Origin of the sequence: Prevotella disiens (assembly GCF_900454955.1) — a bacterium.
GTDB classification, from domain to species: domain Bacteria; phylum Bacteroidota; class Bacteroidia; order Bacteroidales; family Bacteroidaceae; genus Prevotella; species Prevotella disiens.
Genome location: NZ_UGTL01000001.1, coordinates 335,543 through 360,802, shown reverse-complemented (window position 1 = coordinate 360,802; position 25,260 = coordinate 335,543). Strand labels below are relative to the sequence as shown.

The window sequence follows — 25,260 nt, the reverse complement described above, 5'->3', positions numbered from 1 at the left end:
TTTGTTGGCTATCTATATTCTTCCTTCTTCACGATAGGAATAATATGCCCCGTCGGTGATGATAAGATGGTCGAGAAAGTAAAGTCGCATGATTTCACAAGCCTCCTTTACACGCTTCGTAATGATGTCATCTTCGCGACTTGGGTGAGCATTATTGCTTGGGTGATTATGGCAAATGGCTACAACGGTGGCATTTTTGAGCAATGCCGACTTTAATATGACACGCACATCGACCGATGTTTCGGTGAGCCCACCACGTGAAATAGGCTTAGATTCTATGAGTTTATAGTTTTGATTCATCAGTAAAACCCATGCTTCTTCCATGTCCTTATCTTGCAATTTGGTGTGCATGAAATTGTAAATGGCAGAAGCAGAACCTAAATCTTGGCGGTCGGCGGCGGCTTCGGCTTGACGACGCTTACCCAATTCGCAAGCTGCAAGAATGGTAACGGCTTTGGCTGCTCCAATTCCGTTGTACTGTTGAAGTTCGTCAATGGACATTTTACCCAACGTATTAAGATTGTTTTGGCAATCGTTCATGACACGTTTCATCAGTTCAACGGCACTTTCACGAGGCGAACCAGAGCCAATAAGAATGGCTAAAAGTTCAGCATTGGAGAGCGAATCAGCTCCCAAACGCATGAGTTTTTCTCGTGGGCGGTCTTCTTCAGCCCATTCGTTTATACTGAGTTTCGCCTCCATTTTTTATTTGTAAAAGTTCTTTTCGTAGGCTGCAAACTCACTTTTACGCTGCACACAACGTTTCCACCATGCCTCAAGAAAACCACAGCCATAGCCCATAAGTTGAACAAAAGTAGCATGAATGGAAAGGAAACCTATTTTCAAACTCTTATTTTGAATTGAGCTATCTGCCAAAATAAGCAATGAATAAAGTAAAATAGGAGAAATGGCATACACGCAAAGCAGTATGCCAACGAGTTCTGAAATGTAAAAAAGGTTTGGCACAAAGAAAAAAATAAGTCCGATAAGGAAAAGTAAAGTAAGCGAAAATACCCCTATGGTGAAAACCATTGGGAGGAGATGAACTAACTTTAACGATTCAGGATATTTCTTGTAAAGATTGATTCGTGCAATGCCAGAGTTGTAAACTTGTCGCCAAAACTTGCGAAAATCGGTGCGACGTTTGTGCCATACCCATGCTTCAGGGAACAAACGGCAACGCTTTCCAGCTTTGAAAATGCGAATAGAAAAGTCAATATCTTCGCCAAAGCGCATTTTAGAGAATCCTTCAAGTTCCATATAAACATCACGACGAATGCCCATATTGAACGAGCGAGGATAGAATTTATCCAATTTTTTCTTACCTCCACGAATGCCACCTGTCGTAAAAAACGAGGTCATAGAATAGGAAATAGCCTTTTGCGTATCTGTAAACGAGTCGTGAGCAGCATCTGGTCCACCAAAAGCATCGGCAGGTTCACGTTGCAATTCGTCTTCAACAGCTTGCAAATAGCCCTTTGGCAATACTACATCGGAGTCGAGAATGAGCAAATACTCACCGCTTGCACGTTCAGCACCATAGTTACGGCTCTGTCCCGGACCTGAATTAGGCTTCATAAAATAGTGCAAATCAAGTCGGTCGGCATATCTTTCGCAAACATCTTTGCAAGGTTTTTGCGAACCGTCCTCTACAATAATCACCTCAAAATCGGAAAATGTTTGGAGAAGAAGACTCGCTAAAAGTTCTTCAACCTCATCAGGACGATTAAAGACAGGAACAATAATGCTGTATTTCATAACTCTTATAGCGGCAATGAATGAGAAAAGATTGAAATGAAAGGTATAAAAAAAAGAACAAAAAGGTATGGGAGATTATCCCAAATCCTTTTGTTCTCTTTGTTTTTTATGAGTTTACACGACCGAGATAGCTACCGTCGCGAGTGTCAATCTGAATAGTTTCGCCTTCATTGATGAATAAAGGAACGCGTACAACTGCGCCCGTTTCGAGTGTTGCAGGCTTTGTTGCGTTAGTTGCAGTGTTACCTTTTACACCTGGTTCGCTGTGAGTAATGGTCAAAGTTGTCTTCACAGGCATTTCAGCAGAAAGGATTGTACCATCTGAAGTATCTGTAACAACCTCTACAACATCGCCTTCCTTCATGTACTCAGCACCTGTAATTTGGTGAAGAGGAATTGGAATTTGCTCGAAAGTCTCTTGATTCATGAAGATATACCCCGTTGGGTCTTGGTAAAGATATTGGTAAGGACGACGTTCAACACGCACATCTTCCAACTTAAAACCAACTTGGAATGTACGCTCAAGCACACGGCCGTCAGCAACATTCTTAAGCTTTGTAATCATTACCGTGTTTCCCTTGCCCGGTTTTCTATGTTGAAAGTCGATACAAGTCCAAATTTTTCCATCAAGACGGATACATGTTCCGATTTTGATTTCTTGTGAATTAATCATAATCTGCTAATATATAATTTATTATTTTAATTTGCGCAATTATTTAATTTGCGGTGCAAAGTTACGCAAATTATAGAAAAAAACATAAATTATTCAGCTAAAATTCTTTGTTTTCTTGGTTAATTAAAAAAGAATCCGTAATTTTGCAGCCCGTAATGTTGGATTATGTCTTGGCGTAACCCTTTTATTTGCATAATAACAATAAAAATAATATAAAGCAATGAAGAGAACATTTCAGCCTCACAATCGTCGTCGTGTGAACAAGCACGGCTTCCGCGAGAGAATGGCAACAAAGGACGGTCGCCGCGTATTGGCAGCACGTCGCGCAAAAGGTCGCAAAAAATTAACTGTATCTGACGAGCACCACGGAAAATAAATCCGAATGGCTTAAAGAAATTAAGTTGAAAGCGGAAAGAAGGAGAGAGTATTCTTTGCTTCTTTCCGTTTTTTTCTTTACCTTTGCCCCTATAAATTAGTTATTAATAAGGTAAGATGGCATCAAAGAAATTCGTCCACGGATTTTTTAGCACCTACATTTGGGGAAATATTCTCGCTATTGTCATTGCTGTAGCTTTGCTTTCGATTGGCATAAGATACGGTATTGACTATTATACCCATAAAGGCGAGTCTATCGTTGTGCCTGATGTGATACACAAACAGTACGACGATGCGTTGGATATTATGGACAAAGTAGGACTGAAAATTGAAGTTTCCGACACTGGATATGTGAAAGAATTGCCGCCAGATTGTATCTTGGAGCAAACGCCAGTGGGTGGAAAACGTGTCAAATCAACACGTGTCATCTACGTTACTATCAATGCTGCAAGTGCGCCAACCTTGCCTTTGCCTGACCTTGCCGATAATAGTTCCCTACGAGAGGCACAAGCTTTGTTGCTTTCAATGGGCTTTAAGGTGGGCGACCCAGAATATATCCCAGGCGAAAAAGATTGGGTTTATGGTGTTTTAGTCAATGGAAAACGAGCAGAAGTGGGCGATAGAATACCTAATGATGCTATCATTGTCTTGCAAGTTGGCGACGGAACACGCGATGCAAATGACACAACGGGCTTCCGTTCAGATATACAATACGAAGAAGTAGAGGTGGAAGAGCCTGAATACGAGTATGAATACGAATGGGTGGAAGTGCCTGTCGATGAAAATGGAAACGAAATAAAGGAAGGAGATGAGCAGTATCCAAGAACTGTACCTTCTGTTCCAACACAGCCAGCGTTGCCTCCTGACCCAAGTTCACCTAAGCCTACCGATTAAAAAGTATGATGCAGTCAGAAGAAGAGTATCTTGAAGAAGAATTGTTTGATGACTTTCAGGAAACTGAAACTCCAGAAAGCAACGAGCAAGGGCTTTACGAACATTTTCGTTTAATTGTCGATAAAGGGCAGGAACCTGTAAGAGTAGATAAGTATATCTTTGAAAAAATGCAGCATTCCAGTAGGAATCGCATTCAAAAAGCTGCTGATGCAGGGTGCATTTATGTAAATGATAAGCCTGTAAAGAGCAATTATAAGGTTCGCCCCGATGACATTATTACACTCATGCTCGACCGTCCGAAGCACGACAATACGATTGAGGCAGAAGAAATTCCCCTTGATATAGTCTATGAGGACAACGAAATAATGGTCATCAATAAGCCAGCAGGATTGGTAGTCCACCCTGGAGCAGGCAATTTTCATGGTACACTCATCAATGCTATTGCTTGGCATTTGAAAGATTTAAAGGACTTCGACCCTAACGACCCTGCTGTCGGCTTGGTACACCGCATTGATAAAGATACAAGCGGACTGCTTTTAATAGCGAAAACACCCGATGCGAAAACATTTTTGGGAAAGCAATTTTTCAATAAGACAACCCATCGCAGTTATAACGCATTGGTTTGGGGCAATTTAGTAGAGGACGAAGGACGCATAGAGGGCAACATTGGGCGCGACCCGAAAGACAGATTGCGCATGGCGGTATTCCCTCCCGAATCAGGAATCGGAAAAAATGCGGTTACGCACTATCGAGTTTTAGAGCGATTTGGCTATACTACACTTGTAGAATGCAGACTTGAAACAGGCAGAACGCACCAAATTCGTGCTCACATGAAGCACATTGGGCACCCACTCTTCGCCGATGAGCGATACGGAGGTATGGAAATTCTACGTGGAGAGCGTACTGCGGCTTATAAAGCATACATCAAAAATTGTCTGAAGCTATGCAATCGTCAGGCATTACATGCTCGAACATTGGGATTTGTCCACCCACGAACCCATGAACAAATGGATTTTACAAGTGAACTTCCCGAAGATTTAGGAGCAGTCATTGATAAATGGCGGAATTATATAAATGGTAAACAAGAACTAATGTAAGTTCATTCGATAAGAATCCTTGCAAGGTTAATAAATAAAAAATACAGAATGAAAGATATGAAACGTACAATAGCCATCGTCTGTGGTGGTGATTCCTCAGAACACGATGTGTCGCTCCGTTCGGCACAGGGGCTATACTCTTTTTTCGATAAGGAGCGTTACAACATCTATATTGTAGATGTGAAAGGCACCGATTGGCATGTGAACCTTGATAATGGTCGTATTGCTGCTATCAATAAGAACGATTTTTCTTTCAACAATGAGGGCGAAACGGTCTTTTTCGATTATGCTTACATTACAATTCATGGTCGCCCAGGTGAAAATGGTATAATGCAAGGCTATCTTGAGCTCATCAATATGCCTTATTCTACCTGCGATGTGCTAACATCAGCACTAACTTTCGATAAGTTTGTACTGAATCGTTACTTGAAATCATACGGTATCCGTGTGCCAGAGAGCATTCTTTTGCGCTTAGAAGATAGCTACGATGAAAAGGAAATAGAGCAAAAAATGGGCATGCCTTGTTTCATTAAGCCTGCAACAGACGGCAGTAGCTTTGGAGTTTCAAAGGTAAAAAATGCTGACCAAATTGCTCCTGCCTTGCGCAAAGCATTCATGGAAAGTTCAGAAGTTATGGTGGAAGGTTTCCTTGATGGTATAGAAATTACACAAGGTATTTACAAAACGAAAGAAAAGTCTGTTCCTTTCCCTATTACTGAGGTGGTTACAAGTAATGAATTTTTCGATTACAACGCAAAATACAATGGTGAAGTTGATGAAATTACGCCTGCTCGCATCAGTAAAGAGTTAGCCGACAAGGTTTCAGAAATGACTTCTCGCATTTACGACATACTTCATGCAAACGGAATTATCCGCATCGATTACATCATAACCAAAGACGAAGCAGGCAACGATGTTATCAATATGCTGGAAGTAAATACTACTCCTGGAATGACCGCGACAAGTTTCATTCCGCAACAAGTACGTGCTGCAGGTCTTGATATTAAGGACGTGTTGAGCGAAATTGTTGAAAATCAGTTTTAAAACATAGTATAACATGGCGCAATCCGTATGGGTTTGCGCCATTTTTCGTTTCCTTTGAAACGAAGAAAAAGCAATAACGTAAATAGAATCAGTTATGAAAACACCATCTGAATTTGACGATATACGTCCTTACGAGTCTGAAGAATTGGCCGAAGTGTATGCTCGACTTTTGGCAAATCCACAGTTTCAAAAAGTGATGCAAGTGCTTTATCCTGGTGTCCCAACAGAAATGGTGGGGCAAAAGATGAGTCAATGTAAGACCAATCTTGACTTTCAGAAGGAATTTGCTTATCCTTTCCTCAAAGATTTAATTGCAAAAGCAAGTACAGGGTGTGATATGGACGCATCGAAAATTGACAATTCCAAGCGTTACACCTTCATCAGTAACCACCGTGATATTGTTCTCGATTCAGCTTTTCTGTCTGTAATGTTGATTGACAATGGGTTTTCAACAACTTGCGAAATCGCTATTGGCGACAATCTTCTTACCCTTCCATGGGTACGTGACTTGGCTCGCATCAACAAAAGTTTTATTGTAAAGCGAAGTTTGTCGCCTCGCGAACTCATGGTAGCCAGCATGAAGATGTCGCGTTACATGGTTTATGCACTTGAAGAGAAGAATGATAATATTTGGATTGCCCAACGTGAAGGGCGTGCAAAGGATTCTAACGACCTCACACAGAAGTCTATTCTAAAAATGTTTGCCCTCGGTGGCGAAGGTACACTGATAGAAAAATTACAGAAATTCCACATTGTTCCGCTTTCTATCTCTTACGAATACGACCCTTGCGACTATCTGAAAGCAGCTGAAGCACAAGGAAAACGTGATGATGCTAATTGGAAAAAAGGTGAAAACGATGATGTTATAAGTATGCAAACGGGCATCATGGGCTACAAAGGCAAGATTCATTACCAAGCAGCACCTTGCATTGACACTTATTTAGAGGACTTGAAGGCGCAAAACCTTCCAAATGGGCAAGTTTTAGATGCACTTTGTGCGCATATTGATAAGGAAATCCATGCTAATTACCAACTTTTTGCGAACAATTATGTGGCATTAGACGAACTCGAAGGCACGCAAACTTATGCTGATAAGTATTCGACTGAAGAAAAAACAAGGTTTGATGCTTATGTGGAAAGGCAAATTGCAAAGATTGAAATCCCTAATAAAGACGAAGCTTATTTGCGTGAACGCATCGTAGAAATGTATGCTTACCCTGCTAAAAACTACTTGAAAGCCCATGCGTAAGTTTCTTTTTGCACCGTTTTTGATGGTCTTACTATTTGCAGCCTGCACGCATGAAGCCTACGAATCGGGCGATAGTAAATATTCTTATTTACGTTCCGATTTCGTTGAGGCTACGACCAATGCTGCTGCAACCTTTGTAATGGCAGAGACAGACGATGGAGAAAAGATTGTGCTTGCCCCTCCTTTGAAAACTAAATGGGCAACGTCGCCCGATTCAATCTATCGGGCGTTGCTCTATTACAACCGCTTTTCCGACCGTAAAGAGTTTATTTCGTTGGTTCAAATCCCCGTTTTAAAGGTGCAACAAACCAATGATAATGCAACAACCATCGACCCCGTAGGTTTTACGAGTGCATGGCTCGCCAAAAACAAGCGGTATATCAATTTAGAATTGGCACTGAAAACTGGAGAAGTGAAAGCCGAAAAGCAACCTTTACAATCGCTTGGAGCTGCCGTTATAGCGCAAAAAGTAATGGAAAATGGTGCTACAAAATATGAAATTCAGCTGCTCCACAAGCAAAAAGGAGTACCCGAATATTACACAACTCGCACTTTCGTGAGTATTCCCACCACACTTTTCCACGCTAATGATAGCATTGAAGTGGTTGTGAAAACTTACAATGGCACAATTAAAAAAGGCTTCAGACTCTGAAGCCTTTTTTAATTGTGCAGAGATTGGGTTGTCCGACTAGTCGGGCGTGTCTGATTCTTCGGACTTAATCTTAACTTTTTTGCCCTAACCGGATTGGTCGGACAAGTCAGACCAATCCAACTCGTCCTCTTTTCACTAAAAACTCACACTGCCAGTAATACCATTAAACCGCCTATGGCAATGTATGCCAAAGCATAAGGGAGGGCAGCACGGAGTATTTCACCATATCGTCCTTGCATGTTACAAGCTGCTGTTGCAATAACAGGCACACCAACTGCACCAAAACCCGTAGGCACGGTGTTGGCAATTAAGGCTACAAGTGCCGAAAATACAGGTTTATAGCCCAACGAAATCAAGATAGCAGCGGGAATGGCTACTGCTGTTCCGAAGCCTGCCATGCCCTCTAACAGTCCACCAAAGCCCCATACCAGCATGAGAACGGTAACGCCTTCATCGTCGGAAAAGGACGTAAATTGATTTTTAATGACATCAATTTCTTTGCTTTCCACTAGCACGTTGTAACTGAAAATAGCCATTAAAATGATAATGAGAATTGGGAAAACGGCTTTCAATACGCCTTCTACAACTGCCTAACCAACGCCCATCATTGTGAAATTCTTGGGGGTAAAGCCCATTTCGGGGGCAGCAAAGATAATATTTTAGAGAATAAATTACTTAAAACAAGTGTTAAAAGATTGCATCTTTTACAATATTCGTTGAATTCATCGCCTGAGTTTCATATAAGAAATTAGGTTACTTTAAAGGAAATAAAGACCGTTATGCAGGTACTATTTGTACACCTGAGTTAGTTTCTCAATGAGAAACTAATAGTTTTCATAAGAGAAACTAATAGTTTTCATAAGAGAAACTGTGAGTTTCATAGGAAGAAACTAAATGAAGATTTAGGATTGAATTTGGGAAAATGATAAGTATTTTGATAAGAAAGATAATTCATTTGCTGAGAAAGATAATTGCCTTTCGAGCAAATAGTGCGTTTTTCTATGCAAAAAGCACTTATATCGCTCAGATATAAGTGCTTTTGTAAATTGAATTGAACCTGAAAATTATTGCTGCAAATGGCGCATTGATTTCTTTTCTATTAAGCAAACGGCATAGGCAACCATTCCTTCTTGTCGCCCTACAAAGCCCATTTGCTCGGAAGTGGTAGCTTTAATGCTTATCATATCGGCATCGCAACCAATAACATCAGCCATACATTGCGCCATGGCGGGTATGTGTGGATTTATTTTAGGTTGTTCGGCACAAATAGTTGCATCAATATTTATCAGCGTATAGCCACGAGTGGCAATTAAATCAATAGTTTTTCGGAGAATAACTTTAGAATCCATATCTAAAGTTTCGGCTGAGGTATCGGGAAAATGGTAACCTATATCACGCATATTGGCTGCTCCGAGAATGGCATCGCATATTGCGTGGATTAAAACATCGGCATCGCTATGACCTAACAAGCCGTGATGATAATCTATTTTGATGCCTCCCAACCATAAATCACGCCCTTCGACTAATTTATGGACATCGTATCCCATTCCAACTCGTATCATCTTTATCTTCTGTTAAATAAGTCTTTAATTCCGTCCATATCGAACGAGAGCGAGAAACGGAGAGTTTGGTCTAATGGATTGCTCTTTGCGGTGGCAATAACATAGCCTGCGTCTAACGAGAATACGCTCATTTTGAAGCCAGCACCTACGGTAAAATACTTACGATTACCTTTGTTTTCGCTTTCATTGTGGTATCCAGCACGGAGCGAGAACTTGTCGTTATAAACATACTCAGCACCTACGCTCCAGTTTACTTCTTGCAACTCTTCTTTTGCACCATTTGGAGCATCGCCAAAGCTCTTAAAGATACCCGAAATAGACGAAATATCGTAATATTCTTTCTGTAAACGGTCTTGATAATCGGTTTCCGACTCGTCAGCATTCTTCTTTGGATAAGTTGGAACCAATAGTTTATTGGCGTCAGCCGAAATGGTAAATCGGTTAAATTCATCAATTGGAATCATTAACGAAGCACCTAAACGCAAGTTAGTAGGGATAAATTCTGAACGATTGTCGCCTCCAAAAGTAATTTTTGAACCGATATTTGAAATGTTCATACCAATTCCCAATTGGCATTCACGACTTCCTAAATTTATATAATTCTGATAATAAGCAGAAAGGTCGGCTGCAAAAGCAGAACCAGGAGTGGTTTCTTCATTGAAATTATAAGTCAAATCAGAATAAATCCAACGCACAGCTGCTCCCAAAGAAAACTTTTCGCTCAACATTAAGGAGTAAGCCGCATCGACAGACAACTCGTAAGGTTTGATAGTCATCGCTGCTGAACCATCAACACTACCGTCTGCTTGCACTTCACCCAAAGAAAAATAACGCAAAGAAGCTGATACTGCACTGTAATCGCCAATGCGATAATAGCCAGCAAGGTAAGCTAAGTCCATATCACTTACCAATTGGCGCAACCAAGGAGTATAGTTCAAAGAAATACCCGCACGGGAAATGGTGAAAGGATATTTAGCTGGGTTCCAATATTGTGAGTTTACGTCTGGGTCGGTAGCTACACCCACATCACCCATACCTGCTGCACGAGCATCAGGCGCAATGGTTTGCGATGTTACAGCAGAGTTTACAGGATTGAAAATATCTTTTTTATCTTGTGCTATTGCTGCTGTGGCAACAAAAGACAGACAAAGCAGCACAAATATTTTATTCAACTTATTCATTATTTATTATGTTCTATTGTTCAAAAGTTAAGTTAATGGCGGTAAAACGAACCACCTTCACTACGCTATAAACGCTCTATTGAGTTTAATTATTGTTCAAAATGATGAGTTTCTTTGCTTTCGATTCCTTCACAGCACCGCCAGAACTCAATCGGACACGATAGAGATAGACTCCCGTTTGTAGTCGTGCGCCCGAAACAACGGTCAAATCCCAATCAACAGTATAGGCATTCCCGGCAGAAACTCCGCTCTCATTATGCTTCCACAACAAACGTCCTGATGTGTCGAAAACATCGATTTCAACATCAACATTCGCCCCAATGTAATTGTGAGTTACTATAAATGTAGTTTGCGTTTTGGCAGGATTGTTGGTAACACCAATGCTTTCAATATCAGGAGCTAATCCCTTTACGACATTGAAATCGAGGGTTGCCGTTGATGGATTATTGAGAATATCCCACACAGTGAATTTCAATTGGTGGCGACCTTCGGCAAGTTCTGGAATGCTAAAGAAGGTTGAGCCCTTCGTATAACTACCAAAGTCGAATCGGAAATTATCGTTCAAGTTATAAGTGCGCACCATTTCGCCGTCAATCATGAGGGTCATATCGTGTCCAATGCCGTTTCCTGCGGCATTAATACCGTTCTTATCGGTTATTTCGGCTACGAAATAAGGAGTCGAATTTACGTTTCCACCATTGATAAAGGCTGGCGTATTGAGGTAACAATAAATAGACGGACCGATAGAATCGTTGCTTACTTGTTCAGAACCATTGATTTGGAAATTATCGTTCATACCATTTGCCAATAAAGTATGGTCGTTATTCACTGCAAAAACATTGATTAATCCGCTTCCGTTGGCATAGTTTAAGTCGCGAGGAACGGCAAAAGTAAAGGTAAATTCGCCATTGCGCACACTATCAGAGCCATTGAATAATATTTTTTGTCGGTCGTAATATTGAAATGGAGTATTGGTTTCATTGTCTTGCATCTTACAAGTAATGAGTTCACGTGTATCCCGTACGGTGGCGGTCATCATACCATTAAAGTTAGAAACCTTATCTTTGCCGTCAGAAATGTGTCCCTTTACCTTTGCAATAGAACCACCTTTAAGAGTTAATTGACTGCCTGGAGCCAGCAAATTATTGTTGATTGAGTCGATAACTACCTTTAAAGTAGGCAAATGTAACGACAAAGCTGGGTCGCCCAACAATGCAAATTGCAGTTTATTAGGGGTATGGTCGTTCTTCGAATTTATCATATCACCCTTTGCACGGCGTTGTGCTTCTCCCAAAGTTATAGGTTTTCCATTGTCCAAACTTAACACATGCTTCATGAAAGCCGTGTTAATGTATTTGTTATAATTGGCATAAACCGTTCGAGTAGTACCCCAAAATGCCATTGTACCACCTTTCTTATTCAAGACAGCTTCCTCTCCTATGGTTGGAACGAAACCGTCGTAAGGCATAATATCGCAACTGGCGGTAATCCAAAGTGGAAGATTCGTATTGGTAAAGGTTGAAAAATCGGTAATACGAAGCACTGCTTCATGAGAAATTTGTATTTCAGAACCATGCCCAGCATAGTCCATTATGAGTGCGCCCTGTGCTTGTTGTTGCTTGATAAGCGCACTTACTTCAGGATAAGTATGACCTGTTGAGGAAGTAACACGGGTATAAGCGTCCCACATTACTTTCTTTGCGACAAATTCAGGATATTGTGCTGTAATGGTTTCAGCCGTCTTATCAAGGTCGCGCATGTGCAAATTGTTATTGCCATCATCGCCCATATACATGATAACATTCTGCCAACTGCCCGCATTTTTATTGGTTGCATAGCTGATTGTCTTATCTACCATGGTTTGAGCATCAGTAGGATTGCTAACAGGGAAACGACCTACACCCACATCTTCTTTGTCTTTGTCAAGCAATTGAACTCCTTCACCTTCGTCCATGAGGGTAAACCAACCATCGTTAATGTAACAATCGGTAAGTGAAAACGAGTTATCGCTCTCGTAAGCCAATAGGTATTCATTGCGATTTAATGTTTTACAATCGGGTGTTACCATACGATTATCCCACACACAGTCGCCAAAAAGAAGTAAAGATTTTGGTAATTCTGCATCAGTCGTAGCACGGTCGTAAAGCATTTTTAGGTAACGGCGATAAGCCATAGCATCTGGAGTACCACTCGAAAACTCGTTAAAAATCTCATCTTCGGGTACAATGCGCACCTTCATTCCGTCGTGTTGCTCGTGGAAAGTAGCCAAACGTTGGGCTTGAGGCAACAAACGTTGGGAAGTTGGAATAACAATAAGCAAATCAACTGGCTTATGACTATGCAAATCTTGGTTGGTAATGTTGTGAACATATTCTGGAATAGGGAAAGTTCCTCCCTTCAAATCGGGGGCTGGACGGGGTGTATCGTAGGTCATTGCAATGTAATCTAACTTTGCTGGACCTCCCGAAATGGTTTTAATCGTAACCGAATCAACGGCTTGAAGATTTTGTAATGTGTAACTTTCTTCAACTTCTGAACCTTTGTCATACTCTCCAGTAGACATGGAAAGGTTGCCTTTGCTGACTCCATTGACTTCTATTTCAACCGTAGTTCTACCTTTTCCAGCAGTTACGCCTATGCTCATTGTTCCATTTTGGGCTTTGGCTATATTTGGTAAACGATAGGTTTTTGATTTTCCAACATTGATTGGCGTGTTCTCAAAGAAACGACGTCCACCGGGAAACCAACTGAAATTGTCTATTTCGTGCAAACTATGATAATCATCGGCTAAAGGATAAACCTGAGAAAGGAAGGCTTCTTGCTCGATTGTCAATGGTGCTTTGTCGTTTTCCGTAATGAAATAATAGCCATAATCGGAATAATGGTTGCGAATGCGAGTAGTGGAGGTTTTTGATTCCCAACTTACAGGACCACGACCATAGAATAAATGTTTGCCATCGACTACGCAAATGGGGACTTCCTTTAAGTCATCAAACTCCTTTAAACGTTCCTTTGAAAGTACTTCATTCTGCAAATTTCCACCATAACCATAGATATGCACCTTATTAATATCGCTAAATCCAGCTTTTCGAATCACATCGGCAGTTAAATGATAGATTCCATTTTCTTTTACACGAATCTTTGCCCACTTTCCATTTGCTAAAACAGAGTGAGCAGCGTATATATCTGTATTCGTTGCGCCTTGACGTTGCTTCGCCAAAGCATGCTTACTCTTGGGTTTAGAGGTAAGAGCAACCATGAAACTTACTAAGAATTGCTTCTTTCCATCGCGCTCAACAATCGGAACAAGCGAAAATTCTAAGATTCCTTTCTTACGATTTACGACTATCTGCTGAACGATTTCAGGCATTGCGGGAGGGACTTCTGCCGTCAAAGCCTTATAACGTGCAATGTCTTTGGCGTTCATATCCATAAACTCAGGGTAACGTATTTCCAACTGATAAGTAGAATCGGCATAATTTTCGCCCAATGGAATGGCGTAATTAAAATGCGGAACGACTGAATCAATCGTAACATCTTCAACGGTAAGATTGAAAAAACGCTGCCTTTGTGCATTTGCCACCGTGGCAAGCAAAAGAAGAAAGACCCCAAGTATTGTACGTTTCATTTTGTTTGTCGTTTATTTAAGGGAGAAAACTCCCATTATTTACAATAAAAATTAAGGACTTTTCTGTCCTCAACATAGCCTTCCAAGTGGTCGTCAATGGCTACTGGCGCACAACCAGTAGGACAACCCGTGTAGAGAATATCGCCTGTTTTCAGTGTAAAGTAACGGCTGATGTAACTAATTATCTCGTCTACCTTGTAAAGCATATCACTTGTGCAACCCTCTTGAACCGTTTTGCCGTTAATATCCAAATGAAAGTGGAGTCGTTGAATATCCAAAAACTTATCTTTGTCAATCCATTCGCCTAAAACAGCAGCCCCATCGAAACTCTTTGAAAGTTCCCAAGGACGACCTTGCTCCTTTAATTTTTTCTGCAAATCGCGTGCCGTAAAGTCTATTCCAACCGTTACCGCATCATAATATCTATGTGCAAATCGTTCGGGAATTGTCTTGCCCAAGCGGCAAATACGCACCACTAATTCTGTTTCATACTCTATCCGTCCTAAATCATCGGGAATAAAGAAAGGTTTACTATCTTTCAGCAACGAAGAATCGGCTTTCAAGAATATAACAGGTTGCTCTGTTTTATTTAACGTATCATGTAACGATTTATTGTGTTCGGAATAATTCATTCCGACTGCAAATATCTTCATAATTAATTAGTTTGCTAAAATTTATTTCGCTTACCTTATAATAAGGTGAAAATATCAACAAGTATCTATCCAACCTTATTCTATGAACGCAAAGATAACTTATTTTCGTTGATATGACGAACAAAAACAATGAAAGTTTACTTCCGTTCTGCCATTTTGCAGACTTGCGTTTGCAAAGATACAATAATCGAAAAGCGATTGCAAGTTTTTAAAAGAATTATTTTATAAAGAAGTTTTTTTCAAAGTGCGATTTCTTGCCACGATTTCGTTAAGCACACGAATCAAATAACAATATTCAGATAGGAAACTAAGGAACAAGCGAATGATAATGCCTTGTAGGGGCGTGATTTATCACGTTCCTAACACCCAATTTCACTTGTAGGGGCGTGATTTATCACGTTCCTAATACACTAAAATTTGCGGAGAGGAACGTGATAAATCACGCCCCTACAAAGTATCATTGCTCGAAAGGTTCTATTTCCTCGTTAATCGCCTTACGAATATGGATTTCGGCTTTTTTCTTATTTTGCTTGGTCAGCCCTTCTTCAAGATTGGTAGCCTCCTTGTCGGCATAAGAAAGCAAAACTGATGTTAGACGACTGTTTACATTGTCTATCATTTCTTCTTCTTTGCTCTTACCCTGCGACTTTTTAGCCTTACTATATTTGGAAATGCTATCGGCAATAAAGTTATCCATTTCTTCTTGCGCTTCTCCATATATTTTTTCTCCAAACAACTTTGCTTGAAGTTCGGCTACACGGTTGGCATTTGGTTGAACATTACCTTCTTGGTCAATATTTTCTGACAATTCATGGGTGTCTTGGGCAGCCACATTGCCATTTTGCGGTGCTGTGGCAGGGGGCAACTGGTTGATAATATCAATAATTGATGACGAACAATGGAAAATACTTGTAATATTGGCAAACAAGAAATTGCTCATAAAACTGTCTATTGTTTGAAGTGCAAAAGAGCCTGTTTTGAGTTGCAAAACAGGCACTTTTAAAATTCTATAAAATCACGATAGTTCTATATTCCACAAATTTATTGAATATTGCAACCTGTTTCGCTGTAACTTCAAAATTGGCATCTTTTTCAATGTTCAGCAAAAAAAAATATTTTTATTTGCATGGATTTGAGAAAAAAATAACTACTTTTGCGGACAATTTGAGTAATTATTATCAATTAACAACAATATTTTTTTTATTTATGAACACAAAATTACAATTATTTTGCGCTATCATTCTATGTTTGACAATCAAATGGAATGCAGTATTTGCAGCCGATAACGGTATGAGCATTCGGCAAACAACAAATAGGGAGGTAAAGTCTAATCCTGCAAACAACGCCTACGATGTGGTGGCGACTCGTTCAACAACGAACAATAACGAAATAACACAAATAGAATTAGAGATAGTGAAATCTTTATTAATCCGTGAAGGTGTGGGATATCCAAAGCAAACCTCTGAAAAGCGCATTGCCTTAAAAAAAATCTATGATGCACCAAAGGAACATACGATGAAAGAATTGTTAAAAGCCAGGCAAGAATATATAGATGATACTGATGTAGAAAAGCCAGAGCATGGCAAACGCTACACCATTAAATTCTATAACTACGACCAACACACATTTTTGCTCGACTATTCTGATGGTAAGCTGTCTACACGCGAATTTAAATCAAGAGAAGTACCCAAAGAGTCGGCATGCTTCACGGCGCATGTCCTTAACAATGGAAAAGTGGCTTTCCAAACGGTTGATAAAAAGTGGTTGGGTTTTCCTATAAAAATGCCTGCTCCTGATTGGCTTACAGGTTATGCTCCTTATGGTGTAACAAACACATGGGACGAGGCAACCAACGGACTTGAATTACAAAAGGCTGGTAAAGGGAACCATGTAAACTCTGAGAATTTTCTTAATCTTTTCGGTAAATTCTATATTAAATCTAAAAGAGGAACTCGCATCAACAACAACGAAGAGGTTCAGGGGTTTTGGGTGTTAAAAACATCAGATAACACTTTTGACGCAGCAGGCGAACCTTACTATGACGAAACCTTTTCGTCTGTAATACTTATTGAGCAAGTGAAGGTAACCACAGGCATACAGCAGATAGATACCGCTGCAAAACGCACAAGCGAGAATAAAATCTACACGCTGTCAGGACAACGTATCTTTGTTAAAAAACTCTCAGAGTTGCCACGTGGCATTTACATTGTAAACGGTAAAAAGCTATTGGTGCAATAGTTTTTAGATTTCTCCTCAAATAGTGTTCATCGGCTTTGCTAAGTTTTATGACACTATTTGAGGAGGATTTTTTCTCGTTGCCACCCTTTTAACCTTCCCCCTTATTTTTTTGTGCAGGGTTTTTGCTTTGAATTTATATGTTATATAAGGGAGGAAGAAAATATTTGTAATTTTTTTTTGCTTATTTTTAAGCACCTTTCCCCTTGTTAAAGCATAAAGAAAATTGCACAGCTGTGAAAATACGTATCGACCTTTGTTCATAAGTATCTGCTTGCAAATTGTAATTTGTGGCAAAGATACTCTTTTCAAAAGTAGGGAGTCTATTTATCACATGATAAGAATGGATTTATAGGAGTTTCAAGAAATTGTTAAGGTGGGTTCTAAATATTACCACTGTAATATATAACTTTAAATAATGGGTTACGTTTTGCTATCTTTTGGTCTTTTATTGGCACAAATCGTCAGTTCATTCGGTCGCATAACCCACTATGCTCCCTCATTCACTGCCTATTTTTGCTCAATAAAAACCTCAAAATACAGCAAAGCTAATTTTTAGAACCCACCTTATCTATTGTTTGTTATGTCTTATCCTGAAATTTCTATACACATTTTCGGTGCATAAAATGAGTAAGAAATATGGTAAAAAATCGGAAACATTACAGTGATGAAGCTCGTTTAGGTTTGGTTCGTTTGTATTACGAATCAGGTTTGAGTAAGTCTAAGTTTGTTAAATTGCACAACATTTGCAATGTAACTCTCTTAAGTAGTTGGATAAAGCGTTACGCTTGTGAGAAAAAAGGCTTACCTTTGCCCTCTGAATCATTCGATATAGACATGGCAAATATAAGTAAAGAGGGTTATCGTAAAGAGTTGTCGGAATTGAAAAAGCAGTATGCAGAGTTAGAAAAAGCCTTGGAAATTTCTCGTTTAGAGACCAAAGCTCGTGATATGCTCATTGATAAGGCAGAAGAATACTTTAACATTTCAATCAGAAAAAAATGTGGGGTCAAGTAGCCACTTCACTGGTCAAGCAAGACAACCTCAGTGTTACGCTTGCTTGTAAGCTATTTGACCATCATCGTCAGTCTTTTTACCAGTTAAAGTCTGATATTGAAAAGGATATTGCCAACGAGCGTCGTGTACTTGAAAGTGTCTGCGAAATTAGGGCGGAAGACCCTGGTATCGGTGCTTATAAGCTTTGGCTCATGATGAGAAACATCTATGGTTATGAGGCAGTTATGGGTCGTGATCGTTTCTATGTCCTGCTTCGCAGACACAAGTTGATGCTTCCTCCCCCTAAGGTACGGCATACGACCAACTCCAATCATCGTTATCATAAATGGAAGAACCTTATAAAAGGCATTTCTCTAAACTCTGCCAACGAACTATGGGTAGCCGATATAACTTATATTTGGACGGCTCAAGGCGTTTGTTATCTACATCTTATAACTGATGCCTACTCCCATAAGATAATAGGTTGGGTATTAACCGATACCTTAAAAGCAGCCATGTCAATAGAAGCCCTCCAACAAGCCATCGACCAAGCAGTTCAAAGCACAGGTAATAGCTGCCTAAAGGGACTTATCCACCACTCCGACCGTGGCGTACAATACTGCTGCGATGCCTATGTTGAAGTCTTAAAATCGTATGGTATATCCATCTCTATGACAGAAGATTACAAGCCCACCGATAACGCCATAGCCGAACGAGTAAATGGTATTATCAAAGAAGAATACGTTTATCGTACCCACCAATTTGCAAACCAAGCACAAGCAAAAGAAGTTATCGGACGATACATACAATTCTATAATAACAAACGCCCCCACATGAGCATCGGCTACAAAACCCCTGCCATGGCGCATCAAGAGAAAGGACCACAACAAAAAAAGTGGAAAAAGAAAAAATATGATAAAAAACAAGAGACGAAAGAAAACAAAATTGTAACTTTACAGCGACAAACAACAAGTCAGGGGCAAAGCACATGCCAGCAACCCTGATAAGAAAGAAAAAAATTGCATGCCCCATTGAGGGGCATACAATTTTGACAAACAACAAGTAGGGGGTCAGCAAGTCCAGCTCTCATACTTTAAGTGCAACTTTAGGACTCTGTCTACTAATTTAGTATAGCAAAAAAGAAAGTGTATAGAAAGTTAGTTTATATAGCCTAAAAGTGTATAGAAAATTTAGGTAAAGTCAGTTATCTATTGTTTGAAATGCAAAAGAGCCTGTTTTGAAGTGCAAAAGAGCCTGTTTTGCACTTCAAAACAGGCTCTTTTAAAATTCTATAAAATCACGATAGTTCTATATTCCACAAATTTATTGAATATTATATGGAGGGATTTGCATCATAAAAACCTTACATTCCTACACCGCCAACGCCCATTTGCGAGTCGTTTTTCTTCTCTTGGAAGTCGTTGTTAATCTTGCTTTGATGTTGTTGATATTGCTTTTTGGTGTTACCAAAGTTCCATGTTATGTTCAGAGCTATCTGGCGTACAGGTATAACCACATTCATACGCTGTGTAAAGTTAGGACCTTCGCTGTATTGGTTTTGGTAAATTTTTCCATTGTATGGAGTAAAGAACGTCAAGCCAAGGTTGAGTTTGTCGTCAAAGAAACTCTTTGTCATGGTAAGGCTAAGCATATTGAAACCATTTCCGTGTCCTTGCAAGGTGTGTCGTTTGGTCATTCCGCCTGTGTAAAGACTAAACTTTAAGTCCCATGGGAAGGTTTGCTGCATACCAATATACGCCATTCCCTGCCAAGCGTATTTCTTTTGTCCCAATTGTGAAGAGCGCAAATCGCCGTAATCGAACCCACCATTGAAGAAGATGCGTGTTTTTGGCGACAAAGAATAATTGGCAAACATACTAAAATTAGTCCAGCGGTTGCGCACAATGTTACCATAAGTGGTGTTCAACATGCCGTTTCCGTCCATGAACGAATATTGTTCTATTTGGTTGTTAGCAAAGTTTTCAGCCAAAGTGAGGTTAATCATAAACTTAGGCGTGAAGGCATTGAAAACCAAAGCAACGTTGTGGCTCGTTTCTGCTTCAAGATTTGGATTACCATAGCTTAATATCGTTGGCACAGAGCGGTCGATATAAGGATTCAAGAAGGTTGCCCCAGGGCGTGAAATGCGCATATTGTAGTTTACACCAATGTTCATTGACGGAGCAAGATTGTAGCTAAAACTTGCCGAAGGCACTAAATTGCCATAGTTGCGCTTAAAGTTTTCGCCTTTGCCAAGTATAAATTCTACATTTTCCCATGTGTGTTCGTAGCGTGTTCCAGCCTTTGCGCTAAACTTACCGAGTACGATTTTGTATTCTAAATAAGAAGCTGCAATGCTCTGTTGGTTCTTGTAATTCACACTATTGAGAGGGTCGAACTGCTCAATGCCATTCATAATGTTGTAATATTTAGAATCGGACGTGTTGCGGCGGTTAATGTATTTTACACCAGCATTGAAGGTTTGATTCTTTGCAAGCGGTGTGGTGTAATCGACTTGCACGGTGTGTTCTGTGCCACGAGTGGCAGCATCAGAATACATATCGTTCAAAGAAAGTGGTATTCCTGCTGGCAATGGGTCGTAAACACGGCGGTTTTCGGTTGTGTTAGGCGATGTTGAGAACAAATAACTCAAAGTTATGTTACTCGTGCGTGCCTTATTTAAGAAGCGTTGATAGTCAATGCTACCATTTAAAGACGTGTTTGCGTCGCGCATCATCATCTCGTCGCCATACTTAAAGCCTGCACCATACGCTCCGCCAGAGAAACTTGTGGTTGGGTGTCCCGTACTCTTCTTGTAATAATCGGTAAGTCCTAAGGAAGCACCTATATTGCTTATTGAGTCGATTTCGTAATTCAAACTCACATTAGCCATGGTAAACGGAATGTGGGTCTTTGGCTTTTGGAACGAGTGCATAACCGAACCGTCGGTTGATGTGCGCTCTATGGTAACTTCAGGCTCGGCCATGTGCATATTGGCGTGCATAACATTTGCGCTGTAAGTGAGCTTTCCTTGTTGTCCACCCACAAAAGCCGATGATTGAAAACCATAGTTGGTAGCCGTAAAAGAGAGGGTTCCATTGTAACCATTCACACTTTGTTTCTTGCCTTCCATTTTGTTCATCACAATATTGAGTATGCCACCAACGCCTTCGGCATCATATTTTGCACCAGGATTGGTAACTACTTCGATTGATTTTATAGACGAAGCAGGCATAGCTTTGAATATTTGCGACGGATTGGCAGAGAACATTACGTTAGGTTTTCCATCAACGTAAACTTTGAAAGAACCTTGTCCGTTCACGGTAATATTGTCTTGTCCGTCCACAGTTACCATAGGTACTTTGCGCAACATGTCGAGAACCGTGTTTGATTTAGCGTCTACATCGCTTTGAACATCATAAGTCATCTTGTCGGTTTCCATCTTTACCAATGGTTTTTGTGCCATAACGACAACCCCTTTCATCATCTTTGCATCATCTTGAACCAACAAAGTGCCGAGGTTAAGGGTAGGATTGGCAGCATCAAGTTTGATGTTTCGGGTAATAACTTTGCGCCCCATGGAACTAATGGTAATGGTATAATCGCCCGAACCTTTCACTTCTTGCGAAATTTTACCATTATCGTCGGTTACCGACATGGCAACAGGTGTTTGCATATTGGGCTTTTTGAAAACACGAATCGTTGCAAATGGTTCGGTTTCGTGGGTAATAGAATCTATCAATTCGCCCTTTATAAGGGTTGTTTGTGCAAAAATTCCAGTGGAAAAGCACATACAAGCCAATGTAAATAATATTTTTTTCATCGTTTTGTCGTAATGTTAGATGATACTTTGCTTTCTGTTTTATCTCTTTTCGTAGCTATTCGGTTGTCAATATCAAAACCTAATGAGTTTTAAACTCAACAACCGAACGTGCTATTTTAATTTGTTTCTTGCGCTTTTATCCACTCTTCTGCCACATCATTCATGCTGATATCCAACAAATTCATTTGGCGGAAAACTTCTGGTAGCATCTCGTTTACAAATTCTTTCTTGCGTTCCTTGAGGATAGACTGGCGAGCATTAGGCGACACAAAGTAGCCTAAGCCACGCTTGTTGTAGATAATTTCCTCACGAGCCAATAGTTCGTAAGCTTTAACGGCGGTGTTGGTGTTCACTTCCAACATGACTGCATATTCTCGAACCGAGGGTATTCGGTCGTCAGCCTTATATTTTTCAGCGATAATTTCGTCGCAAAGTCGCTCTGCCATTTGCTCGTAAATCGCTTTATTGTTATTGAAATTCATATCTAAGCCTTTCTTTTAAATTTGAGTTGAATAAAGATGGGGCATATAACAGCCCCAATGGTTTAAATATTCAACCAACGAGTATTTACAGCTTGTAACTTACAGTAGATGCGATAAGCCAAATAATAGCAAATAAATACTTGTATAATACCCCAACCCCATAGTATCCAAGGATTGTTTTTTACCCATTCTGGAATGTAAACCACATAGTCGGTATATCTATAAATCATGTATCCGTAGCCAATAAACAAACTTGTTGTGGCAATTCCGATAACGATAAGTGCCAAAGAAGTCTTCAACCATGCTGCTTTTCGGAACAACATACCGCCTAAAATGTAGGCTGCGTTGGTGGTAAAGAAGAAGAATAACACTCTATTAAGAGCGTTGTCTTCGCCATCTGTATCATAAAAATGATGGGTTTCGATGAGCAATTGTTTTGTAGTTACTGCCAATGAGGCGAACGTTCCCTTATGAATTATCATATTAATGAGCATTTGTAAAGCATCGGCAACGAAGAAAGCCGCTACTGTAAGCACTACTAAAAAGAGGGTAGACCCAAGGAAACGTGCCGTAAACTTCTCTAAATTGGTGGCAGGAAACATGAGTTCGTCTATTTTTTGCTGCTTCATTTTCAAGTCGCTGATTATCGTTGAGCCGCAAAGAACGAGAATAATGATGGTAACAACAGTCAGAAATCCACTTACACGGAAGAACGATCCTTTGTAAATATCGTCAGTAAGCGCTTCAAATTTGAATGGGTTGGCAGCCACTATGCACGCAAACGCATAGCCAAGCAGCAGACCCAAAAAGTAATTCATGTATTCTTTTTTACGAATAAGGACAAGTCTTGAACAAACATATCCAAATCTTTTTATATTGAAAGTTTCCATATTGTTATTTCGTTTTTATTGTTTTACAAGTTGATTACTTACTTTTTTGACAACGTACAGTTTTGTTGTTGATACTTCCGTTGCCGTTTACTGTGCAAATAGGCTCAGTTTTGGTTGTTCCACGCAATGATACAAAAGCATTTCCTTCTATTCCTATCTGTGCATCGCCCGCATTTACAAAGTTAATATCCATTGAAGAATTACCAAAAATTCCTACATTTGTGCGGTCGGCAGTTAATGCTTCGACATTTACAGACGAGTTTCCATCGATGTTAAGCTTAAACGTTTTGGAAGTTAATTCAGCTATATTTATACTTGAATTGCCTTGAATATCAAACATAACGCTGTCGCCTTTCATTGGTTTTACGATATGAATATCTGAGTTTCCTTCCTGTCTAATGTTGCGTAACGTTGGCATTGTAACGTAAACTTCAGCACGATAATCCGAAAAATTGAAGTTTCCAAAAGTTAATTCGCCTTTTCCGCCAACATTATGGTCCTTTTCATCAATGATGAGAACGCCATTTTCAACCTTCATTGTCACCTCTTTTACAAATTTTTCCTTCCCTCTTACAACTACTTTAAAGGTGTCGCCAGGAATAAGACTTACTGTTGCATTTCCCATCAGGAAGAGGTCTTGGAAAGGCGTAACCTTTATTTCTTTTGTAAGCATCTTACCATTGTCTTGTTTTTTACGAATGCACGATGTAAAAAACATGGTGCAAATTATCATTGAAACACAAACAAATATTTTATTTAAAGCTATTTTTTTCATTTTCTTTCCTCCTTATTGATTGTTTAATTTACCTAATGTTGCTGCATTGAAGAGCAATTCAAGATTGATAGTAGTTTCTGAACTGTTGTCTTTTCTGCGTGCTATGACCGCATTTCCTTGCAAAGAAGGTTCAGCATAAAGCACTGATTCGTCCATTTCACTGGCGTTGCGGTAAGTGAATTCATATTCTTTCGCAATGTCTTCTACCGACGAATTGAGTATCATTTCCGAGTTGCTAAGAATAAAAACATGGTCTAATAGCTGCTCAACATCATGAACTTGGTGTGTTGATATAATGAGTGTTGAGTCAGAAGGAAGATTTCCTGCAATCACTTTGCGGAACAAAGCCTTTGAAGGAATATCTAATCCGTTTGTAGGTTCGTCCATAAGGAGCAATTGACAGCACGATGCAACGGCAAAACTCATATAGATTTTTTTCTTCTGACCCATTGAAAGGTGCTTGAAGTTTACGTCTACTGTCATTTCAAAGTCCTCCAAACATTTCATTAAAATCTCTTCGCTGAAACGAGGATAAAAGTTTTGATGAATTTTTACATACTGTTTCAGCGAGAGATTTGGAAGATTATATTCTTCTGGCACTACATATATTTCACGAAGCATTTCTGGGTGGCGCTTCTTTGTTTCCATTCCGTCGAAAGTTACTAAACCTTTCTTTGGGTGAAGCAGACCAGCAACAAGGTAAAGCAAGGTGCTTTTACCCATTCCGTTCTTGCCTAACAAACCATAAATGCGATTTTCTGAAAGTGTTAAGTTCATACCATCGAAAACTTTTTTCTTGTTCCCGGGATAACTAAATACTAAGTTTTTTACTTCAATCATAGCTGTATTTTTTTATATTATTATTGCCTATTTAAGTGTACTACCTTTTTAGTACACTGCAAATGTATAGTTTTATGTTAGTTTCTCCAAATTTTTAGGCATTTTTTTTCAATAAAACTTGTTTTTTTTCTTATTTCAATGTTTTTTCATTGCTTACACCTTATTATATAATATAGGCGGAAATATTTTCTGTTCATTTGCAAATTAAATTTTAGTTCTAAGTGTCAGACTGCTAAATGTTACCAATGAATATTCAAAAGTGAAAATATAATACACGAGAGGTAAGATAATTGAGAATTTAAATAATTGTTTTGAACTTCTATTGATTTTATTTTATACACTAAATGGGGAAAAGTTATCTGCAATACAATGTTTTATGTTGTTCTTAGTACATTTCCACAGAATGAATATAAATAGTCCAAAAGTGGTAATCTGTAATAATTTGTTATTCAA

General features: G+C 39.6%; 22 protein-coding genes and 1 pseudogene. 9 read left to right on the top strand and 14 right to left on the bottom strand.

Going from position 1 to position 25,260, the window contains the following annotated elements; all coding sequences use genetic code 11:
- Positions 1-12: 12 nt before the first annotated feature.
- The 3 genes from radC to efp all read right to left on the bottom strand — a co-directional run bounded on the left by radC (position 13) and on the right by efp (position 2,431).
- Entirely contained in the window at positions 13-702 is a 690-nt protein-coding gene (gene radC / locus DYI03_RS01495) for a RadC family protein (RefSeq protein WP_004356028.1), read from the bottom strand.
- A gap of 3 nt (positions 703-705) precedes the next feature.
- Positions 706-1,758 carry a glycosyltransferase family 2 protein gene (locus tag DYI03_RS01490; RefSeq protein WP_021669880.1) on the bottom strand — a complete coding sequence of 351 codons (1,053 nt, stop codon included), beginning with the start codon at positions 1,756-1,758 and terminating at the stop codon, positions 706-708.
- Between the two features lie 106 nt (positions 1,759-1,864).
- A complete protein-coding gene (gene efp, locus DYI03_RS01485) occupies positions 1,865-2,431 on the bottom strand; it encodes an elongation factor P (protein ID WP_004355999.1) in 567 nt (188 codons plus the stop codon).
- 220 nt (positions 2,432-2,651) lie between these two features.
- Between efp and rpmH the strand changes: the two genes are divergently transcribed.
- From rpmH to DYI03_RS01455, 6 genes are all read left to right on the top strand, one after another.
- Positions 2,652-2,807, top strand: a complete 156-nt coding sequence (rpmH, locus tag DYI03_RS01480; protein WP_004354441.1) for a 50S ribosomal protein L34 — start codon at positions 2,652-2,654, stop codon at positions 2,805-2,807.
- A gap of 116 nt (positions 2,808-2,923) precedes the next feature.
- Positions 2,924-3,700: a PASTA domain-containing protein gene (locus DYI03_RS01475; RefSeq protein ID WP_021669878.1), complete on the top strand. Its 777-nt coding sequence runs from the start codon at positions 2,924-2,926 to the stop codon at positions 3,698-3,700.
- Positions 3,701-3,708: 8 nt separating this feature from the next.
- Positions 3,709-4,797, top strand: coding sequence for an RluA family pseudouridine synthase (locus DYI03_RS01470; protein WP_373277507.1), 1,089 nt, complete (start codon positions 3,709-3,711; stop codon positions 4,795-4,797).
- Positions 4,798-4,845: 48 nt separating this feature from the next.
- Positions 4,846-5,841, top strand: a complete 996-nt coding sequence (locus tag DYI03_RS01465) for a D-alanine--D-alanine ligase (protein WP_021669876.1) — start codon at positions 4,846-4,848, stop codon at positions 5,839-5,841.
- A 94-nt stretch (positions 5,842-5,935) separates the two neighbouring features.
- Complete coding sequence (locus tag DYI03_RS01460; protein WP_004356027.1) at positions 5,936-7,090, top strand: 1-acyl-sn-glycerol-3-phosphate acyltransferase; 1,155 nt, start codon at positions 5,936-5,938, stop codon at positions 7,088-7,090.
- Positions 7,083-7,742, top strand: coding sequence for a NigD1/NigD2 family lipoprotein (locus tag DYI03_RS01455; protein WP_021669875.1), 660 nt, complete (start codon positions 7,083-7,085; stop codon positions 7,740-7,742). The genes DYI03_RS01460 and DYI03_RS01455 overlap by 8 nt, the downstream gene beginning before the upstream one ends.
- A gap of 239 nt (positions 7,743-7,981) precedes the next feature.
- On the opposite strand, the pseudogene DYI03_RS01450 reads toward DYI03_RS01455, so the two are convergent.
- The 6 genes and pseudogenes from DYI03_RS01450 to DYI03_RS01425 all read right to left on the bottom strand — a co-directional run.
- Positions 7,982-8,395: pseudogene (locus DYI03_RS01450) on the bottom strand (L-lactate permease); the annotation flags it as partial.
- A 411-nt stretch (positions 8,396-8,806) separates the two neighbouring features.
- Complete coding sequence (ispF, locus tag DYI03_RS01445) at positions 8,807-9,304, bottom strand: 2-C-methyl-D-erythritol 2,4-cyclodiphosphate synthase (protein ID WP_021669873.1); 498 nt, start codon at positions 9,302-9,304, stop codon at positions 8,807-8,809.
- A 2-nt stretch (positions 9,305-9,306) separates the two neighbouring features.
- Positions 9,307-10,485, bottom strand: coding sequence for a type IX secretion system outer membrane channel protein PorV (gene porV / locus DYI03_RS01440; RefSeq protein ID WP_021669872.1), 1,179 nt, complete (start codon positions 10,483-10,485; stop codon positions 9,307-9,309).
- Positions 10,486-10,570: 85 nt separating this feature from the next.
- Positions 10,571-14,113, bottom strand: a complete 3,543-nt coding sequence (gene porU, locus DYI03_RS01435; protein WP_021669871.1) for a type IX secretion system sortase PorU — start codon at positions 14,111-14,113, stop codon at positions 10,571-10,573.
- A 35-nt stretch (positions 14,114-14,148) separates the two neighbouring features.
- Entirely contained in the window at positions 14,149-14,766 is a 618-nt protein-coding gene (locus tag DYI03_RS01430) for a fumarylacetoacetate hydrolase family protein (protein WP_004355997.1), read from the bottom strand.
- Positions 14,767-15,223: 457 nt separating this feature from the next.
- Positions 15,224-15,706: a hypothetical protein gene (locus DYI03_RS01425; RefSeq protein ID WP_036870447.1), complete on the bottom strand. Its 483-nt coding sequence runs from the start codon at positions 15,704-15,706 to the stop codon at positions 15,224-15,226.
- Between the two features lie 266 nt (positions 15,707-15,972).
- On the opposite strand from DYI03_RS01425, the gene DYI03_RS01420 reads away from it, so the two are divergent.
- The 3 genes from DYI03_RS01420 to DYI03_RS01405 all read left to right on the top strand — a co-directional run bounded on the left by DYI03_RS01420 (position 15,973) and on the right by DYI03_RS01405 (position 19,001).
- Positions 15,973-17,004 (top strand): hypothetical protein, encoded by a 1,032-nt coding sequence (locus DYI03_RS01420; protein ID WP_147287656.1) that lies wholly within the window; start codon positions 15,973-15,975, stop codon positions 17,002-17,004.
- Positions 17,005-17,640: 636 nt separating this feature from the next.
- A complete protein-coding gene (locus DYI03_RS01410) occupies positions 17,641-18,018 on the top strand; it encodes a transposase (protein ID WP_004357394.1) in 378 nt (125 codons plus the stop codon).
- Positions 18,003-19,001, top strand: a complete 999-nt coding sequence (locus DYI03_RS01405; protein WP_004355165.1) for an IS3 family transposase — start codon at positions 18,003-18,005, stop codon at positions 18,999-19,001. Before DYI03_RS01410 ends, DYI03_RS01405 begins: the two co-directional genes overlap by 16 nt.
- Before the next feature lie 359 nt (positions 19,002-19,360).
- On the opposite strand, the gene DYI03_RS01400 is transcribed toward DYI03_RS01405, so the two are convergent.
- From DYI03_RS01400 to DYI03_RS01380, 5 genes are all read right to left on the bottom strand, one after another.
- Entirely contained in the window at positions 19,361-21,820 is a 2,460-nt protein-coding gene (locus DYI03_RS01400) for an outer membrane beta-barrel family protein (RefSeq protein ID WP_021669786.1), read from the bottom strand.
- Between the two features lie 116 nt (positions 21,821-21,936).
- Positions 21,937-22,302, bottom strand: coding sequence for a GntR family transcriptional regulator (locus DYI03_RS01395; RefSeq protein WP_021669787.1), 366 nt, complete (start codon positions 22,300-22,302; stop codon positions 21,937-21,939).
- A 62-nt stretch (positions 22,303-22,364) separates the two neighbouring features.
- Entirely contained in the window at positions 22,365-23,120 is a 756-nt protein-coding gene (locus DYI03_RS01390; RefSeq protein ID WP_242401800.1) for a hypothetical protein, read from the bottom strand.
- Positions 23,121-23,226: 106 nt separating this feature from the next.
- A complete protein-coding gene (locus DYI03_RS01385) occupies positions 23,227-23,967 on the bottom strand; it encodes a GIN domain-containing protein (protein ID WP_021669789.1) in 741 nt (246 codons plus the stop codon).
- A 12-nt stretch (positions 23,968-23,979) separates the two neighbouring features.
- A complete protein-coding gene (locus DYI03_RS01380; protein WP_021669790.1) occupies positions 23,980-24,807 on the bottom strand; it encodes an ABC transporter ATP-binding protein in 828 nt (275 codons plus the stop codon).
- Positions 24,808-25,260: the final 453 nt, after the last annotated feature.